This is a genomic window from Stenotrophomonas sp. NY11291 (genome assembly GCF_023277365.1).
In the GTDB taxonomy this organism is placed as follows: Bacteria; Pseudomonadota; Gammaproteobacteria; order Xanthomonadales; family Xanthomonadaceae; genus Stenotrophomonas; species Stenotrophomonas geniculata.
This window is the reverse complement of sequence record NZ_CP096975.1, coordinates 2,366,614-2,381,905: the sequence shown is the minus strand read 5'-3', so window position 1 is coordinate 2,381,905 and position 15,292 is coordinate 2,366,614. Positions and strand designations below refer to the sequence as shown.

Annotated in this window: 17 protein-coding genes and 1 pseudogene; 11 read left to right on the top strand and 7 right to left on the bottom strand. The window is 59.7% G+C overall.

Translation table 11 applies throughout. The features are described 5' to 3' along the window. Positions 1-852 precede the first annotated feature (852 nt). Positions 853-1,482 (top strand): cyclin-dependent kinase inhibitor 3 family protein, encoded by a 630-nt coding sequence (locus tag M1L61_RS11185; RefSeq protein ID WP_306341171.1) that lies wholly within the window; start codon positions 853-855, stop codon positions 1,480-1,482. 314 nt (positions 1,483-1,796) lie between these two features. Here M1L61_RS11185 and M1L61_RS11180 read toward each other — a convergent pair whose 3' ends face one another. Together M1L61_RS11180 and M1L61_RS11175 are read right to left on the bottom strand one after the other, a co-directional pair. Then, positions 1,797-2,471, bottom strand: a complete 675-nt coding sequence (locus M1L61_RS11180; protein WP_005413401.1) for a helix-turn-helix transcriptional regulator — start codon at positions 2,469-2,471, stop codon at positions 1,797-1,799. 1,206 nt (positions 2,472-3,677) lie between these two features. Next, the gene (locus M1L61_RS11175; protein WP_049401600.1) at positions 3,678-3,938 is read right to left on the bottom strand and encodes a hypothetical protein; all 261 of its coding nucleotides are present in this window, start codon (positions 3,936-3,938) and stop codon (positions 3,678-3,680) included. A 61-nt stretch (positions 3,939-3,999) separates the two neighbouring features. Between M1L61_RS11175 and M1L61_RS11170 the strand changes: the two genes are divergently transcribed. Further along, positions 4,000-4,200: a hypothetical protein gene (locus M1L61_RS11170; protein WP_032966765.1), complete on the top strand. Its 201-nt coding sequence runs from the start codon at positions 4,000-4,002 to the stop codon at positions 4,198-4,200. Here M1L61_RS11170 and M1L61_RS11165 read toward each other — a convergent pair. The 3 genes from M1L61_RS11165 to M1L61_RS11155 all read right to left on the bottom strand — a co-directional run bounded on the left by M1L61_RS11165 (position 4,197) and on the right by M1L61_RS11155 (position 8,409). Beyond that, positions 4,197-7,163, bottom strand: coding sequence for a Tn3-like element TnAs1 family transposase (locus tag M1L61_RS11165; protein ID WP_248854738.1), 2,967 nt, complete (start codon positions 7,161-7,163; stop codon positions 4,197-4,199). The two genes, M1L61_RS11170 and M1L61_RS11165, sit on opposite strands and share 4 nt — an antisense overlap. A gap of 3 nt (positions 7,164-7,166) precedes the next feature. Continuing rightward, positions 7,167-7,727, bottom strand: a complete 561-nt coding sequence (locus tag M1L61_RS11160) for a recombinase family protein (protein WP_010921730.1) — start codon at positions 7,725-7,727, stop codon at positions 7,167-7,169. Positions 7,728-7,974: 247 nt separating this feature from the next. Further along, positions 7,975-8,409 carry a mercury resistance transcriptional regulator MerR gene (locus M1L61_RS11155; protein ID WP_032490487.1) on the bottom strand — a complete coding sequence of 145 codons (435 nt, stop codon included), beginning with the start codon at positions 8,407-8,409 and terminating at the stop codon, positions 7,975-7,977. A 71-nt stretch (positions 8,410-8,480) separates the two neighbouring features. Here M1L61_RS11155 and M1L61_RS11150 point away from each other — a divergent pair, with 71 nt between their 5' ends. The 6 genes and pseudogenes from M1L61_RS11150 (at position 8,481) to merD (M1L61_RS11125) (ending at position 12,769) form a co-directional block, all read left to right on the top strand. Then, positions 8,481-8,831, top strand: coding sequence for a mercuric transport protein MerT (locus M1L61_RS11150; RefSeq protein WP_001294663.1), 351 nt, complete (start codon positions 8,481-8,483; stop codon positions 8,829-8,831). Positions 8,832-8,844: 13 nt separating this feature from the next. After that, positions 8,845-9,120, top strand: coding sequence for a mercury resistance system periplasmic binding protein MerP (merP, locus tag M1L61_RS11145; RefSeq protein ID WP_011405607.1), 276 nt, complete (start codon positions 8,845-8,847; stop codon positions 9,118-9,120). Positions 9,121-9,307: 187 nt separating this feature from the next. Continuing rightward, the gene (gene merA / locus M1L61_RS11140) at positions 9,308-11,017 is read left to right on the top strand and encodes a mercury(II) reductase (RefSeq protein WP_011405608.1); all 1,710 of its coding nucleotides are present in this window, start codon (positions 9,308-9,310) and stop codon (positions 11,015-11,017) included. Between the two features lie 35 nt (positions 11,018-11,052). Continuing rightward, positions 11,053-11,706, top strand: coding sequence for a phenylmercury resistance protein MerG (gene merG / locus M1L61_RS11135; RefSeq protein ID WP_011405609.1), 654 nt, complete (start codon positions 11,053-11,055; stop codon positions 11,704-11,706). Positions 11,707-11,786: 80 nt separating this feature from the next. Then, positions 11,787-12,425: an organomercurial lyase MerB gene (gene merB / locus M1L61_RS11130; protein WP_011405610.1), complete on the top strand. Its 639-nt coding sequence runs from the start codon at positions 11,787-11,789 to the stop codon at positions 12,423-12,425. Further along, a pseudogene (merD, locus tag M1L61_RS11125) lies at positions 12,422-12,769 on the top strand (mercuric resistance transcriptional repressor MerD). The gene merB (M1L61_RS11130) and the pseudogene merD (M1L61_RS11125) overlap by 4 nt, the downstream one beginning before the upstream one ends. Positions 12,770-12,859: 90 nt before the next feature. On the opposite strand, the gene M1L61_RS11120 reads toward merD (M1L61_RS11125), so the two are convergent. Together M1L61_RS11120 and M1L61_RS11115 are read right to left on the bottom strand one after the other, a co-directional pair. Then, positions 12,860-13,318 carry a hypothetical protein gene (locus tag M1L61_RS11120; protein WP_011405611.1) on the bottom strand — a complete coding sequence of 153 codons (459 nt, stop codon included), beginning with the start codon at positions 13,316-13,318 and terminating at the stop codon, positions 12,860-12,862. A gap of 84 nt (positions 13,319-13,402) precedes the next feature. Beyond that, positions 13,403-13,837, bottom strand: coding sequence for a mercury resistance transcriptional regulator MerR (locus tag M1L61_RS11115; RefSeq protein WP_010981353.1), 435 nt, complete (start codon positions 13,835-13,837; stop codon positions 13,403-13,405). A gap of 68 nt (positions 13,838-13,905) precedes the next feature. On the opposite strand from M1L61_RS11115, the gene merB (M1L61_RS11110) reads away from it, so the two are divergent. The 3 genes from merB (M1L61_RS11110) (at position 13,906) to merE (ending at position 15,254) form a co-directional block, all read left to right on the top strand. Then, on the top strand, positions 13,906-14,544 hold the full coding sequence (gene merB / locus M1L61_RS11110; protein WP_011405612.1) for an organomercurial lyase MerB: 639 nt from the start codon (positions 13,906-13,908) through the stop codon (positions 14,542-14,544). Between the two features lie 111 nt (positions 14,545-14,655). Beyond that, positions 14,656-15,021: a mercury resistance co-regulator MerD gene (gene merD, locus M1L61_RS11105; protein WP_000995361.1), complete on the top strand. Its 366-nt coding sequence runs from the start codon at positions 14,656-14,658 to the stop codon at positions 15,019-15,021. Beyond that, positions 15,018-15,254, top strand: coding sequence for a broad-spectrum mercury transporter MerE (gene merE, locus M1L61_RS11100; RefSeq protein ID WP_005413392.1), 237 nt, complete (start codon positions 15,018-15,020; stop codon positions 15,252-15,254). Before merD (M1L61_RS11105) ends, merE begins: the two co-directional genes overlap by 4 nt. The last annotated feature ends 38 nt before the right edge of the window (positions 15,255-15,292 follow it).

The following is a 15,292-nucleotide window of genomic DNA, read 5'->3' as shown; positions in this document are numbered from 1 at the left end:
GCAACGTCCAGGATCAACGGCTGACGCCAACCCTGACCAGGCAAGAAGCAAAAATCCTTCCGGGCGAGGGTTCCAGCTTGCTCGCGTCCAGCTAACCAGATGCATCTGCGTTTTATCTCGCGATCAAGTGCTCGCCTCGCGGCATGCTCATCCAAACCGCTTTGTATGAACTCCGAGGCAGAATTTCGCATGCTCGCCCACAGCACGTAGCGCTTACGCCCCAAGCTGAGCGCATTCCATTCAGGCGATCCAATCGACTGAAGCCCGTCGCCTAGCTTCGGGTCCAACCGATGCTTCCGCAGAAGGTTTGCCAAGTACGCTCGAGCTTCGGTGGATGCCAGTGAAATTCCGAGATTCCGCCTCGCACTGGGCGTGCACTCAGCCGCCCACTGGGTGAGCGACCGGGTCAATGCCGACTCAAGGTTCAAGTCACTGCGAGACCACGGAGATTTGTAGGACCAAGCCAGGGGCTCATACAGAGATCTTGCGGCAAGCCGAGAACATTCGACTGGTTCGCGATGGAGGACGCGCAGCGTCGCAAGCGTGTCAAGTGCCTGCGAGGCCAACCCCTCAGCAGCTACCGGCGAACTAGCCGTTCTTGAGCGCTCTAGCGCGCACCACGCGCACGCAAGAAAGGGACCTATTGAACGAACGAAATTGTCCAGTTCTGGCCAGGGCGCGATGAGGGTCGGTTGGCTAACGACATAGGCCACACAGCCCTCAAATCGCGATACCAGTTGTCAGGATATCAACCTGCCCACAGACTGTCTATCTGACTTTCCGATATTGACCCTTAGGTGTTCTCTCCAGTTCAACGATATCTGAACATCCGATATCCTAGCCGTGCAGCGAATGAGCGGGGAGCGCCCCGGCGCACGACGCAGAACGTTACCGCATGTTGGGAGAGCCGAAATGATGCGCACCAGCGCTAGCCACCCGTTACTGATTGCAGAGTTGCCTGTTGGAGCCCATGGAGGCGGCATAGGGGTGACATTTGCGCCAGGCAAGTACCAGGAAGTCGCCATGACTGGAGCATGGGCGAGAGACCTAGATGTGGACGTCTCGGCTATTCAGGACTGGGGTGCCACTCACCTAGTCACCTTGCTTGAGCCTTGGGAGCTCAAGGACCTTCGAATCGAGAGCTTACCGGCGATAGTGGCGGGGAAGGGCATCTCTTGGCATGGACTGCCAATCACTGATGGAGCCGCACCAGACGACAGACTCCTCAAAGATTGGCTACAGCTAAGTGCTGAGCTCGTCGCTGACATGCTGAGCGGTCAAAGGATCGTGGTCCACTGCAAGGGGGGGTTGGGACGCGCGGGAACGGTCGCTGCCATGCTTTTGCTGCAGTCTGGCGAGGCCAAGCGGGCATCGGATGCCATCCACATGGTGCGGCATGCCAGGCCAGGCGCAATCGAAACGATTGCTCAAGAGGAGTTCCTAGAGTACTGGGCGCAGAGCCTTCACCCGGGCGGAGCTTGACCACTCAGGTGCGCAGTCAGGAACTCAAGGACGAGTTGCCTGTGGATCCAGAACTCGAGGGCTTCTTAGGTCTGGATCCAGAAATCGACGGCGTCTCCATAGTGGATCTTCGCGAGGGTTCAGGGCACATCAAAAATTCGCTGCCTCGAAAGCTAAGAACCTTGCTGTCGCACGAATCAGGGTCTTGTGCTGGGGCCGGACCAGCGCTATCGCTGACTAAGGCAGGGCAACCTCCAGGGACTGTACTGCGACGGCGCGATCAATAGACATCTGTCAGATGTATCGCCACCACTATCGATCTAATGAATGCTGACTCAGCCGATGCGTGCTGCCTTAGGAGTTACGATCTGACTGCACTCGTGGCCGAGGCGAAACGCCACGACGTACAGGACCGTGGCATCCATCGGCATACCTGAGCCCATCCGAATGACGACCTTACGCTGACCGTGCGACAGTGATACTCCCAGTTCCCGCAGGACCTCAATGCGCTGCTGCAGCCCGTCGTAGATGTCTAGCTTGTCGACTTCTGAATACAGGTCTTGGCAGTCGCGATACTCACGGTAGTAGTCGACCAGTGCAGCAAACTCGCTCGCCGCCTCGCGCGACAGCTCGAAAGCCGGTTCGGACAGATCCATGTCGCACGAAACGATCAGGCTGGCCAGCTCGCGCCCAGCAGCAAGCGGGGACACCGCCAGGGTGATGTAGTCGCGCTCAAACTGCGCTTGCGCCGCCTGCAGTTCCTCGTCTGTCGGCAGCGAGAAAGGCTTGTTGAGTGCATCGATGTCATTGAAATCGAAGGCGCGCGCCAGTGCGCGACGGGTGTCGAAACTGGCCGAGTCACCCTGCTCAACCCGCTGAACTGTTCGCACGTTCAGGCCCGAGATCTCGGCCAATTGTTCTTGCGACCAATGACGCAACTGGCGGAACTGGCGAATGCAGGCGCCAACCTCAGCAGCGGTAAGCAGGCGAGGCGGGGTCTTGGTGGTCATAGAAGATAACTCCGGAGGGGTAGGGAGCCCAGATTAGGAGGGTGCCGAACTTGGAAACATGACAGTCGCCCGACAGGCCCCCGACACAGATCAACTGCCAGGACTTGCCCCAACGAGAAATCCGGGGCAACTGCTTATGCGCCCGTGATGTTCTCCCCGTGCCCCCAGAGGGGGGCGAGGCCCAACTGCCTAGTCACTCACCACAGACCCCACCCTAGACGCGCAGGCGATCCGGGACAGCTCTATGGCGAGGGCTGATGGGGGGTCAATGGCTCCAACTCTGGCAAAACACCCCCAAATTGATGATGCAGTGCATTCATCCATGCCAGAACTGGTTCGCCTGGCCACAGGTGCGCCAGATTCAGAAGGGTTAGCATGGCAAGCGCATTGCTGTTCATGGCCACCCCCGCCAGAAGCGCGCCCGGGTAGCCATTTAACTGCCTTGCCAAGGGGTGAATCCCGGCATGGAGATAGGAGTTCAAGCCGACATAAAGGCATTGTCTGGCTCTGCCCAACAACTGTGATGCTCCTCGGGGCCCAGAGGACTCAAGCTTTACGAGCATGTCCTGAACGCCAGGGAGCCTCTTTGCCGCTTGCTGACTCTCCAGAGTCAGGGGCGCAAGAAGCTTCTCGATGTCGGTGTCGGTAGCTGCATAACATGCCCAGGTTGCACGCACGAGGGCCTCATACTGGGGCCGGACCAGCGAGATTGCTGACTGGGGCAGAGTAGCGATCAGGGACTGTACTGCCACGGCGTGATCAAGGGACATCTGGCAAAGTGCCGCCACCGCCGTCGATCTTCGGTCACGTCCATGCTCTATCTCCATCCAAGCGGCTCGAATTTCACCCAAGAGCTCTAAGGAGCCCTCCAGCACAGACGCCCGATCCTGGTCAGCCGATTGAGGCACAAGTCATCCTAGAATCGTGATCTGCAGGCAAGAGTAACGGCTCGTCCATCGGGCAAAGCCCTCAGTTGGCCGGCTGGGCTGCAGCATCTGTTAGCCGGTAATCTCTGCATTGCATCATCCGTGCATCAGCAATTTCTGCGTTGCGTCAGTCGCAAGTCAAATTTTTCTGCAATGGACCGTCTTGCACTGAAATTTTATTCCTCAAAAGCTGAAATCTCTGCAATGGCACCCTAAGAATGTCTGCGATGAACAGCGTTCTGGTCCGCGCGCGATTGCTTCCTATATTGCAACCATACGCTCAGCCAGCCAACCGCCGGGATCCATGATCGCGCGAGCGGACGATCCCGGTCGCAAATGGCTGGCTGCCGTCACTCTCGTGGCTTTGAGCGATCAAGGGGAGCAGTCTGGCCCACGTGTCGAACAGAAGCCTTGGATCTTGGTGGATCAGAAGCGAAACCCGCAGCGCATCTTCCATCGCCTTGAGGTAGCCGCGGCGTATCTCAAGTGCGTTCTCGCAAGCATTGGGGCGACCAAGAATTTGTGTGATCGCGGAGGCCATAGCAGTCTGGACAGGAGGGGAGGGGAAGGCGATAGTCTGCAAACGTCTAGACGATCCCGCAATGAGCATCCTCAACGTTCTCCTCACTCGTGACCACCTCGTCGTCGCAGCGGATACCCTGGCAGAGGATGCTCTCACAGGGGCGTATTCCGCGGGGGCAAAGCTGCTGCTGATCCCTCAGCACAACGTAGTGCTTGCTGCGCGCGGGTCTACGCAATTCTTCCTGGGGGGCTCGCAGAATTCGGAAAAAATCGTACGCTAAGGTTTTCCGGGCATCCGTAGGGGCCGAAACTTCCCGTCTTCCAGTCTGCGGCTCTGCCGCCAGACGTAATCGCCGGTGAGGTTGATGTGCTCCCAGCCCAGCGGCGACAGGAATTGCAGCAGCTCGCCGTCCACCGGCTTGCCGGCCTCGACCAACCCCTGGGTGGCGCGCTCCAGGTACACCGTGTTCCACAGCACGATAGCCGCCGTCACCAGGTTGAGGCCGCTGGCCCGGTAGCGCTGCTGCTCGAAGCTCCGATCCCTGATTTCCCCAAGGCGGTTGAAGAACACCGCCCTGGCCAGCGAGTTGCGCGCCTCACCTTTGTTCAGGCCGGCATGCACGCGGCGGCGCAGCTCAACACTTTGCAGCCAGTCTAGGATGAACAGCGTGCGTTCGATCCGGCCCAGCTCGCGCAGGGCCACGGCCAGGCCGTTCTGGCGCGGATAGCTGCCGAGCTTGCGCAGCATCAGCGAGGCAGTGACGGTGCCCTGTTTGATCGAGCTGGCCAGGCGCAGGATGTCGTCCCAATGGGCGCGGACGTGCTTGATGTTCAGGGTGCCGCCGATCAGCGGCCGCAGCGTCGGGTAGGTCTGCACGCCCTGCGGCACGTACAGCTTGGTTTCGCCGAGGTCGCGGATGCGCGGCGCGAAACGGAAGCCCAGCAGGTGCATCAGGGCGAAGACGTGATCGGTGAAGCCGGCCGTGTCGGTGTAGTGCTCCTCGATCCGCAGGTCGGACTCGTGGTACAGCAGGCCGTCGAGCACATAGGTGGAATCGCGCACGCCGACATTCACCACGCGGGTGCTGAACGGCGCGTACTGGTCGGAGATATGGGTGTAGAACAGCCGTCCCGGCTCACTGCCGTACTTCGGGTTGACGTGTCTGGTGCTCTCGCCCCGGCCGCCAGCCCGGAAACGCTGGCCATCGGAGGATGAGGTGGTGCCGTCGCCCCAGTGGGCGGCGAAGGCATGCTGGTACTGGTGGTTGACCAGCTCGGCCAGGGCCGCCGAATAGGTCTCGTCGCGGATGTGCCAGGCTTGCAGCCAGGACAGCTTGGCGTAGGTCAGACCGGGGCTCGACTCGGCCATCTTGGTCAGCCCGAGGTTGATCGCATCACCGAGGATCGCGGACAGCAGCAACGTCCGGTCTTTGGCCTCGGCCCCGTCCTTCAGGTGGGTGAAGTGGCGGCTGAAGCCCGTCCAGTCGTCCACGTCCATCAGCAGTTCGGTGATCTTGATGCGCGGCAGTAACTGACTGGTCTGGTCGATCAGCGCCTGCGCCCGATCCGGCACCGCCGCATCCAGCGGGGTGATCTTCAACCCGGACTCGGTGAGGATGGCATCGGGCAGCTCGTTGTCCTTGGCCAGGCGGGCGACAGTGGCCAACTGCTCGTCCAGCAGCTGCAAGCGCTCTTCCAGATACTGGTCGCTGTTCGGGTTGATCGCCAGCGGCAGGGCCTGTTCCCGCTTGAGCGCGGCGAACTTCTCGGCCGGCAGCAGGTAGTCGTCGAAGTCGCGGAACTGCCGCGAGCCCTTGACCCAGATGTCGCCGGAGCGCAGGGCGTTCTTCAGCTCGGACAGGGCGCAGATTTCGTAGAAGCGCCGGTCGAGGCCTTCCGGGGTGATCACCAGTGGCTTCCAGCGCGGCTTGATGAAGGCGGTGGGAGCATCGGCCGGCACCTTGCGCAGGTTGTCGGCGTTCATCTCGCGCAGCGTCTGCACGGCTGCCAGCACGCCCTGCGCGGCCGGGGCGGCGCGCAGCTCCAATACCTCCAGCAGAGCCGGCGTGTAGCGGCGCAGGGTGGCGAAGTTCTCGCCGACCAGGTGCAGGTGGTCGAAGCCCTCCGGCCGGGCCAGCAGCTCGGCTTCGCTGACGCTCTCGGTGAACTCGTCCCAGGGGATCACCGCCTCGATGGCGGCATAGGGGTCGCTGCCGGCTTCCTTGGCCTCCAGCAGCGCCTGGCCGATCTTGGAGTACAGGCGCACCTTGTCGTTGATCGCCTTGCCCTGCTTCTGGAACTGCTGCTGATGCTTGTGCTTCGCGCCGCTGAACAGCTTGACTAGGATGCGGTCGTGCAGATCCACCAGCTCATCAATCACGGTTGCAGTGCTCTCCAGCACCACGGCGGCCAGGGTCGCATAGCGCCGCTGCGGCTCGAACTTGCCGAGGTCTTTGGGCGTCATCTGCCCACCCTCGCGGGCCAGCTTGAGCAGGCGGTTCTGGTGGATGTGCCGGCCCAGGACTTCGGGCAAGTCCACCAGCTGAAATGTCTTCAGCCGCTCGATGTGCTCAAGCATGTGCCGAGAGTTGGGTTTCAGCGGTGCCTGGCGCAGCCAGGTCAACCAGGTGATGCTGCTGCCGGCCTTGAGCTTCAACAGCTCGTCCAGCTTGGCCCGATGCGAGTCCGTGAGCGGTTCAACCAGGGCGCGGTAGACCCGCCGATTGGCCCGTGCAATGGCCTCCGAGCAAGCCCGGTCGATCACGCTCAACGCCGGCAGGATGCGTCGCTTCTGCCGCAGGCTCTCCAGCGCCTGGCCGGCCAGCAGCAAGCCCTTGTCGGTCTGCTGGGCCAGTTCGGTCAGCTCGCGCACCAGGGCGCGGAAGTCGGACAGGCCGAACGGGGCCAGTTGAAGGTAGGTGCGCAGTTCCTGGGCGTGCTCGCCACGGGTCACATCGCGCTCGCCGTACTTCGTCCAACTCGCCGGATCGGTCTGGACTTGCTTGGCCACCCACAGGATGACCGGTTCGGGCAGCTCGCTGTCAGTGCCCAACGCATAGCCGGGGTAGCGCAGCAGGCAGAGTTGCACGGCGAAGCCGAGGCGGTTGGCGTCGCCGCGCCGCTGACGGATCAGCGACAGGTCGGAGTCGTTGAAGGTGTAGTAGCGGATCAGGTCATCCTGGCTTTCTGGCAACGCGAGCAGGGTGCCCCGCTCCGTGGCCGAGAGGATCAAGCGACGCGGCATGTGTCAGTCGTCCGTGCGGAGGTACTGGTAGAGGGTTTCCCGGCTGATGTTGAACTCGCGGGCAAGCTGCGCCTTGGGCTCGCCGGCCGTCGCTCGCTGCCGCAGGGTAGCAGCCTGCTCATCGGACAGGGCTTTCTTGCGGCCCCGGTACGCGCCACGCTGCTTGGCCAAGGTGATGCCCTCACGCTGCCGCTCGCGGATCAGGGCGCGCTCGAACTCAGCGAAGGCCCCCATCACCGACAGCATCAGGTTGGCCATCGGCGAGTCCTCGCCAGTGAACACCAGGCCCTCCTTCAGGAACTCGATGCGCACGCCGCGTTGAGTCAGCTTCTGTACCAAGCGACGCAGGTCATCGAGGTTGCGGGCCAGCCGGTCCATGCTGTGCACCACCACTGTATCGCCTTCGCGGACGAAGCTCAGCAGCGCTTCGAGCTGGGGGCGCTGGGTGTCCTTGCCCGATGCCTTGTCGGTGAACACCTTGCTCACCTGTGTCTGTTCCAGCTGGCGTTCCGGGTTCTGGTCGAAGCTGCTGACCCGGACGTAGCCGATGCGGTGCCCCTGCACGATGTCTCCTTGGTTGAAGGCGGCTTAAGTGCTCCTTCTGTTCCGTTGTGCCTCAAACCCCGTTTCTGTCAGGCTGAAATCTATGACCTTCGCAGGCATGTGTCAAAAAATGCGAAAGATGACTCTATTCTGACTAAGCGGCGCGGCCCTGTGTCATTTTCAGAAGGTGACTGCACGGAATATCAAGAGTCGGCTGCACAGTCTTTTCTGATCTGTGGTCGTCTCAGAAAACGGAAAATAAAGCACGCTAAGCTGTGGAAGCCCCTGCCAAGCTCGTTCCACCTTGCAACGACGCAATCAGCGGACACGAAACATTCCCCTGCCGCGAATGGCAGGCGCACACCAGGTCAGACAGCACAGCCTCCATGCGCGCCAAATCGGCCATCTTCTCGCGCACGTCTTGGAGCTTGTGCTCGGCCAGGCTGCTGGCCTCCTCGCAGTGGGTGCCATCGTCGAGCCGCAACAGCTCGGCAATCTCGTCCAGACTGAACCCCAGCCGCTGTGCCGATTTCACGAATTTCACCCGAACCACGTCCGCCTCCCCATAGCGGCGGATGCTGCCGTAAGGCTTGTCCGGTTCCGGCAACAGGCCCTTGCGCTGATAGAAGCGGATTGTCTCCACGTTGACCCCGGCCGCCTTGGCAAAAACGCCAATGGTCAGGTTTTCCAAATTATTTTCCATATCGCTTGACTCCGTACATGAGTACGGAAGTAAGGTTACGCTATCCAATCCAAATTCAAAAGGGCCAACGTATGTCTGAACCACAAAACGGGCGCGGTGCGCTCTTCGCCGGCGGGCTGGCCGCCATTCTTGCATCGACCTGCTGCCTGGGGCCGCTAGTACTGGTCGCCCTGGGCTTCTCCGGTGCTTGGATCGGCAACCTGACGGTGCTGGAACCCTATCGACCGTTGTTCATCGGCGCGGCGCTAGTGGCGCTGTTCTTCGCCTGGAAGCGGATTTACCGGCCCGTGCAGGCATGCAAGCCAGGTGAGGTCTGCGCGATTCCGCAGGTGCGCGCCACCTACAAGCTGATTTTCTGGATCGTGGCCGTGCTGGTCCTGGTCGCGCTTGGATTTCCCTATGTCGTTCCATTTTTCTATTAACCAGGAGTTCATCATGAAGAAACTGTTTGCCTCCCTTGCCCTCGCCGCCGCTGTTGCCCCGGTGTGGGCCGCCACGCAGACGGTCACCTTGGCCGTTCCTGGCATGACCTGCGCGACTTGTCCTATCACCATTAAAAAGGCCTTGAGCAAGGTCGACGGTGTTAGCAAGACCGAGGTCGACTTCTCAACCAAGCTTGCCGTCGTAACGTTTGACGATGCGAAGACCAACGTCCAGGCGCTTAGCAAGGCGACGACGGATGTAGGCTACCCATCTGAGCTGAAGAAGTAAGGCAACAAATAACGGCAGCATCGCTAGAACCACGGCAGAGATGCCGCTCAGGCGATTCTGCCGGTCGTCATCGCGTGAGCAGCCTGTAAACGACCCACGGAGCCTGTTCCCTGAAGCGCACAACCGATTCAGTGACCGAGGCGTCGTACTAGTTGGCTTGGGCACAACGGATAAAAGAGAGAGCGGAATGCAAGAGTTAAACGAAGTTGGTTTGAGCGTGGCGGGAATGACTTGCCCAAGTTGTACAAGGCACGTTGAGGACGCGCTGCTGGCGGTCCCCGGCGTAACGCGAGCGGCTGTCGATTATCCATCGAACAAGGCGCAAGTCACAGGCAATAGGCTTGACGTGTCCGCGCTCGTAGCAGCAGTGGGCGCCCTTGGTTACGGTGCTACGCCTACAGACGAATTTGAAAGCAAAGAGCGCAGTGTTGAACAGCCAGGACTCCTTGGCAAAGCCGCCCAGTGGCTGAGCGGCGAGCGCGCGGTGGAGAAACCGGCAGGTCAGCTGCATGTGGCGATCATCGGTACTGGCGGCGCCGCTGTGGCAGCAGCGCTGAAGGCAGCTGAAAACGGTGCCCGTGTCACCCTGATCGAGCGGGGAACTATCGGCGGCACCTGCGTCAACGTGGGCTGCGTCCCTTCTAAGATCATGATTCGGGCAGCGCATATCGCTCATCTGCGACGCGAAAGTCCTTTTGACGTGGGACTGTCGGCAACGCCCCCAGTTGTCCTGCGTGACCGTCTGCTGGCGCAACAGCAGGCCCGTGTGGACGAGCTGCGTCATGCTAAATATGAAAGCATCCTCGAAAGCAATCCGTCGATCAATCTGGTGCGAGGCAGCGCCCGATTCAAGGATGGCCAAACGCTTATCGTGGAAGCGGCAGAAGGTGACACTCGCGAAGTGGCCTTCGATCGCTGTCTCATTGCCACTGGTGCAAGCGCTGCCATCCCGCCGTTGCCTGGTCTTGCAGGAACGCCATATTGGACGTCCACCGAAGCCCTGGTTAGCGAAGCCATTCCTAAACGGCTGGCAGTAATTGGCGCCTCGGTCGTAGCACTGGAACTGGCACAAGCGTTTGCGCGCTTGGGCAGCGAGGTGACGGTCCTGGCCCGGCGCACCTTGTTTGCCAGTGACGACCCTGCCATTGGCGAGGCCGTGACTGCAGCTTTCCGTGCGGAAGGCATCACGGTGCTGACACAGACGCAGGCGAGTGCCGTGACCTATTGCGACCGCCAATTCATCCTGACGACCGCGCAGGGCGAGTTAAAGGTGGATCAATTGCTTGTTGCCACCGGCCGCACGCCAAATACCGCAAGCCTGAATCTCGAGCGCGCAGGTGTGACGTTTGACTCGCAACATCGCATCCTGATCGATCAAGGCATGCGCACGAGTGCTTCGAACATTTACGCAGCTGGCGACTGCACTGACCAGCCTCAGTACGTCTACGTTGCAGCCGCGGCTGGTACCCGGGCTGGCATTAATATGACCGGCGGCGACGTAAAGCTCGATCTCGACGCCATGCCGGCAGTCGTGTTCACCGATCCGCAAGTTGCCACGGTAGGCTACAGTGAAGCAGAGGCCCAGCGCATTGGTCTGCAAACCGAAAGCCGTACGCTCACGCTCGACAATGTGCCGCGTGCACTCGCCAACTTCGATACCCGCGGCTTTATCAAGCTTGTTGCTGAGGCAGGGTCCGGACGCATTCTCGGAGTCCAGGCTGTGACACCGGAAGCAGGCGAAATCATCCAGACTGCCGCGATTGCCATCCGGGCCCGCATGACCGTCCAGGATCTGGCTAACCAGCTTTTCCCTTACCTCACCATGGTTGAAGGTCTCAAACTGGTGGCACAGACTTTTTCGAAGGATGTGACACAGCTATCGTGCTGTGCCGGCTAAACCTTGGGCACCAAAACAGGGACAGAGGAGTTTTTATGTTTTGTGACATCAGACTTAAATTACGCCGTGTACGCGCGTGCTTGACGATCGTACTGGCAAGTACCGCAACGTTAGGCATGCCAAACCAAGCGTTGGCGGCTTATGATTTTTCTAAGCTCGGCGCCGCGATTGAAACATTGTCGCCAGAGACCGTCAGTGATTGGGAAAAGAAGGCCAGGGCTGGCGATGCCATGGCTCAGAACATCATGGGTCTTGCGTACAAATGCGGTATGGGCGTAAAGCAAAACCACGCGGCATCGATCCAGTGGTTCCGCAGGGCGGCCGAGCAGGGTGAAGCCGATGCACAGTTCAACCTCGGGCGCCTCTACGGAAGTGAAGTCGACGGTATGTATAAGAATGGGCGTGCGGCTCCTGCCAACGATGCAGAGGCTTTCAAGTGGTACCGCCTCGCTGCCGAGCAGGGACACACGCAGGCTCAAGTCAGGCTGGCCCAGCTGTTTGCAAAGGGTCTTACCGACATCGCGCCCGACCAGGTGCAGGCATACCAGTGGATGAGTCTGGCCGCAGCGTCGGGAGAACCGACAGCAGCAAAAGTCGTTGCAGACTATGCAGCTCAAATGAAGCCCGAACAGTTACAGCAAGCCCAGCTGCTGGCCGAGGAATGGCAACGCCGGCAAGGCACAAAGTAATTCGTCTTTGTTAAGCGCAGGACGTAACCGCCGAGTAAGGTTTATCCCGGTTGATCGCTGCCCGATATAACAGGTGGAAAATGGACAAGACTATTTATTCCAAAAAGATTGCCGAAAGCCTTTCATCTGGCAATCATCCTAAAGAGTTCGCAACGCTCTTTGTCGCGCTGCTCCGACAGCTAGCGATGGGGGGACCTGTATCACGCGAAAAGCTCGCCGGCGCACTCGGATGGTCTGGAGCGAGAGTTGCAACGGTACTTGAGCAGGCACCTGGTACGGAATATGACGACGAGGCCAATATCATTGGACTGGGGCTGACACTACGTGAAACCTCTCACGTTTTTGAGGTGGATGGCCGTCATTTGTACACATGGTGTGCGCTGGACACCTTGATGTTTCCCGCCTTGACCGGCAAGATTGCCCGTGTCACTTCCCGCTGCGCCGCCACCGGTAGGCCGATCACTCTCACCGTTGCACCAGAAGCAGTGCTTCATGTCGAACCGGCAGAAGCAATGGTTTCACTGCGAACTCCGGATACTTCGCCCGACATTCGTTGTTCGTTTTGCTGTCATGTGCATTTCTTTGCGTCTCCGTCTATTGCAAATTCGTGGGCTTCGACCCACCAAGGGATTGAGGTCGTGCCTGTCGAGAGTGCGTTCGACCTTGGTCATGATGTCGCGCTTAAGCTGCTAGAGGACTGCGAGGAAAGCCCAGTATGAATGCGTACTCGATATCGAAGCTGGCTGATGATGCTTGCGTCAGCGTGCATGTCGTGCGCGACTACATGATACGCGGCTTGTTGCACCCTGCTCGGCGAACCGAAAGTGGCTAGAACATTTTCGATGACAAAACACTCGGAAGGCTGCGGTTTCTCCGCGCAGCCTTCGAGTCCGGAATTGGGCTCGACGAACTGGCGCGACTTTGCAAAGCATTGGACGCAGACGATAGCGAAAGCCTGGACCGATGCGTCGAGCGCGTGCGATGGAAGATCGACGTGCGTCGAACAGTTTTGACTGTCGTCGAGGCCTCTTTGAATGAAATGGCGGCCGGTGCAGCTACTTGAGGTCCGGCCGGTAAAAGCGTTGGAATTAGCCACTTCGTATATAATATATTGATTAATATAGCTTTTTCGATGAATGTTTGACTAAAGCCTTTATCGCGACAGTGACTCCTGAAGCTGCTTAAACTGCCCCTGAATCACCGCTTTTTCCTGAAGAATCAACTTGTTCTCATCGGACAGAACTTCCGCTCTATTCTGAGAGGCTTTCAGATCCGTTTTGGTGACCTCTAATGCTTGGGATAGTACGGCCACCTGCTTATCGGCATCTGCTTTCTGGCTTGCGAGTGCGGCAATATTATCCGCCAATTGTTTGCTTTCATGCTTCCGCTCCCGGTTTTTTGCCGAGGCGTCGTTAAGTTGATGCTCCAAGTTCTGGATATCGGCCACTTGCCTATCCAAGGTGCTTTTGTGCATCGCATTGGCCTGTTCGAGCTCATGCGTTTGTCGTTGTAATTGCGCATTAGTGTCTATCAGCTCGGACGCTCTTGACTCGGCTTGGATGAGCCGGTTTTGCAGGTCTTGAATCTGGTCTTTCAGGCCCCGGTTAACCATCTGGAATTGCTCGCGCTCCTGCTGCCGGTCTTCGGCGGTGCGTTGCTGGTAGGGGGCACCTCAGAAAACGGAAAATAAAGCACGCTAAGCTGTGGAAGCCCCTGCCAAGCTCGTTCCACCTTGCAACGACGCAATCAGCGGACACGAAACATTCCCCTGCCGCGAATGGCAGGCGCACACCAGGTCAGACAGCACAGCCTCCATGCGCGCCAAATCGGCCATCTTCTCGCGCACGTCTTGGAGCTTGTGCTCGGCCAGGCTGCTGGCCTCCTCGCAGTGGGTGCCATCGTCGAGCCGCAGCAACTCGGCGATTTCATCCAGGCTGAAGCCCAACCGCTGGGCCGATTTCACGAATCGCACCCGTGTCACGTCCGCCGCGCCATAGCGGCGAATGCTGCCATAGGGCTTGTCCGGCTCGGGCAACAAGCCCTTGCGCTGATAGAACCGGATGGTCTCCACGTTGACGCCGGCTGCCTTGGCAAAAACGCCAATGGTCAGGTTCTCCAAATTATTTTCCATACCGCTTGACTCCGTACATGAGTACGGAAGTAAGGTTACGCTATCCAATTCAAATAGGAGATGGAACCATGAAGCTCGCCCCATATATTTTAGAACGTCTCACCCCGACCAACCGGCCCAAAGGTTTTGCGGAGTTCTTGGTCGCGCTACTGGGTGAACTTGCCAAGGGACGCCCGATTTCGCGAACTACGCTTGCCAGGACTCTTGGCTGGCCCGCTGAGCAAGTGGCGGCTGTGCTCGAACAAGCCACCAGTACCGAATACGACAACGATGGGAACATCATCGGCTATGTCCTCACCTTGCGCGAGACGTCGCATGTCTTGGAAATTGACAACCGCCGGCTGTATGCCTGGTGCGCGCTGGACACCCTGATGCTCCCGGCGTTAATCGGCCGTACAGCTCGCGTCTCGTCGCATTGCGCTGCAACTGGAGCACCCGTTTCGCTTACGGTTTCACCCAGCGAGATACAGGCTGTCGAACCTGCCGGCATGGCGGTGTCCTTGGTATTGCCGCAGGAAGCAGCCGACGTTCGTCAGTCCTTCTGTTGCCATGTACATTTCTTTGCATCTGTCCCGACGGCGGAAGACTGGGCCTCCAAGCATCAAGGATTGGAAGGATTGGCGATCGTCAGTGTCCACGAGGCTTTCGGCTTGGGCCAGGAGTTTAATCGACATCTGTTGCAGACCATGTCATCTAGGACACCGTGATCGGATATCGACCCAATGTTCTACGGCACCGGCATCGGATTCGCAGCGCGCGGATTGAACTCGGCGAAACGGTATATGCATTGCCGTGAACCGACCAAAAGGAGGTGTTCGATGAACGCCTACACGGTGTCCCGGCTGGCCCTTGATGCCGGGGTGAGCGTGCATATCGTGCGCGACTACCTGCTGCGCGGATTGCTGCGGCCAGTCGCCTGCACCACGGGTGGCTACGGCCTGTTCGATGACGCCGCCTTGCAGCGACTGTGCTTCGTGCGGGCCGCCTTCGAGGCGGGCATCGGCCTCGGCGCATTGGCGCGGCTGTGCCGGGCGCTGGATGCGGCGAACTGCGATGAAACTGCCGCGCAGCTTGCTGTGCTGCGTCAGTTCGTCGAACGCCGGCGCGAAGCGTTGGCCAATCTGGAAGTGCAGTTGGCCGCCATGCCGACCGCGCCGGCACAGCATGCGGAGAGTTTGCCATGAACAGCCCCGAGCGCATGCCGGCCGAGACGCACAAACCGTTCACCGGCTACCTGTGGGGCACGCTGGCCGTGCTGACTTGCCCCTGCCACCTGTCCATCCTCGCTGCCGTGCTGGCCGGCACAACCGCCGGTGCATTCCTTGTCGAGTATTGGGTCATCACGGCGCTCGGTTTGACCGGCCTGTTTCTTCTGTCACTGGCGCGGGCGTTGCGGGCATTCAGGGAAAGATCATGAGCGCTTCCCGGCCGGATGGATGGACTACGGCGGAGGGC

Excerpts from the sequence above, each read along its gene's own strand:
- merP (WP_011405607.1), top strand. The coding sequence starts at position 8,845 with ATGAAGAAACTGTTTGCCTCCCTTGCCCTCGCCGCCGCTGTTGCCCCG.
- M1L61_RS11185 (WP_306341171.1), top strand. The coding sequence starts at position 853 with ATGAGCGGGGAGCGCCCCGGCGCACGACGCAGAACGTTACCGCATGTT.
- M1L61_RS11120 (WP_011405611.1), bottom strand. The coding sequence starts at position 13,318 with ATGGTTAACCGGGGCCTGAAAGACCAGATTCAAGACCTGCAAAACCGG.
- merB (WP_011405612.1), top strand. The coding sequence starts at position 13,906 with ATGAAGCTCGCCCCATATATTTTAGAACGTCTCACCCCGACCAACCGG.
- merA (WP_011405608.1), top strand. The coding sequence starts at position 9,308 with ATGCAAGAGTTAAACGAAGTTGGTTTGAGCGTGGCGGGAATGACTTGC.
- M1L61_RS11180 (WP_005413401.1), bottom strand. The coding sequence starts at position 2,471 with ATGACCACCAAGACCCCGCCTCGCCTGCTTACCGCTGCTGAGGTTGGC.
- M1L61_RS11150 (WP_001294663.1), top strand. The coding sequence starts at position 8,481 with ATGTCTGAACCACAAAACGGGCGCGGTGCGCTCTTCGCCGGCGGGCTG.
- merG (WP_011405609.1), top strand. The coding sequence starts at position 11,053 with ATGTTTTGTGACATCAGACTTAAATTACGCCGTGTACGCGCGTGCTTG.
- M1L61_RS11155 (WP_032490487.1), bottom strand. The coding sequence starts at position 8,409 with ATGGAAAATAATTTGGAAAACCTGACCATTGGCGTTTTTGCCAAGGCG.
- M1L61_RS11175 (WP_049401600.1), bottom strand. The coding sequence starts at position 3,938 with ATGGCCTCCGCGATCACACAAATTCTTGGTCGCCCCAATGCTTGCGAG.
- M1L61_RS11170 (WP_032966765.1), top strand. The coding sequence starts at position 4,000 with ATGAGCATCCTCAACGTTCTCCTCACTCGTGACCACCTCGTCGTCGCA.
- M1L61_RS11115 (WP_010981353.1), bottom strand. The coding sequence starts at position 13,837 with ATGGAAAATAATTTGGAGAACCTGACCATTGGCGTTTTTGCCAAGGCA.
- merE (WP_005413392.1), top strand. The coding sequence starts at position 15,018 with ATGAACAGCCCCGAGCGCATGCCGGCCGAGACGCACAAACCGTTCACC.
- merD (WP_000995361.1), top strand. The coding sequence starts at position 14,656 with ATGAACGCCTACACGGTGTCCCGGCTGGCCCTTGATGCCGGGGTGAGC.
- merB (WP_011405610.1), top strand. The coding sequence starts at position 11,787 with ATGGACAAGACTATTTATTCCAAAAAGATTGCCGAAAGCCTTTCATCT.
- M1L61_RS11165 (WP_248854738.1), bottom strand. The coding sequence starts at position 7,163 with ATGCCGCGTCGCTTGATCCTCTCGGCCACGGAGCGGGGCACCCTGCTC.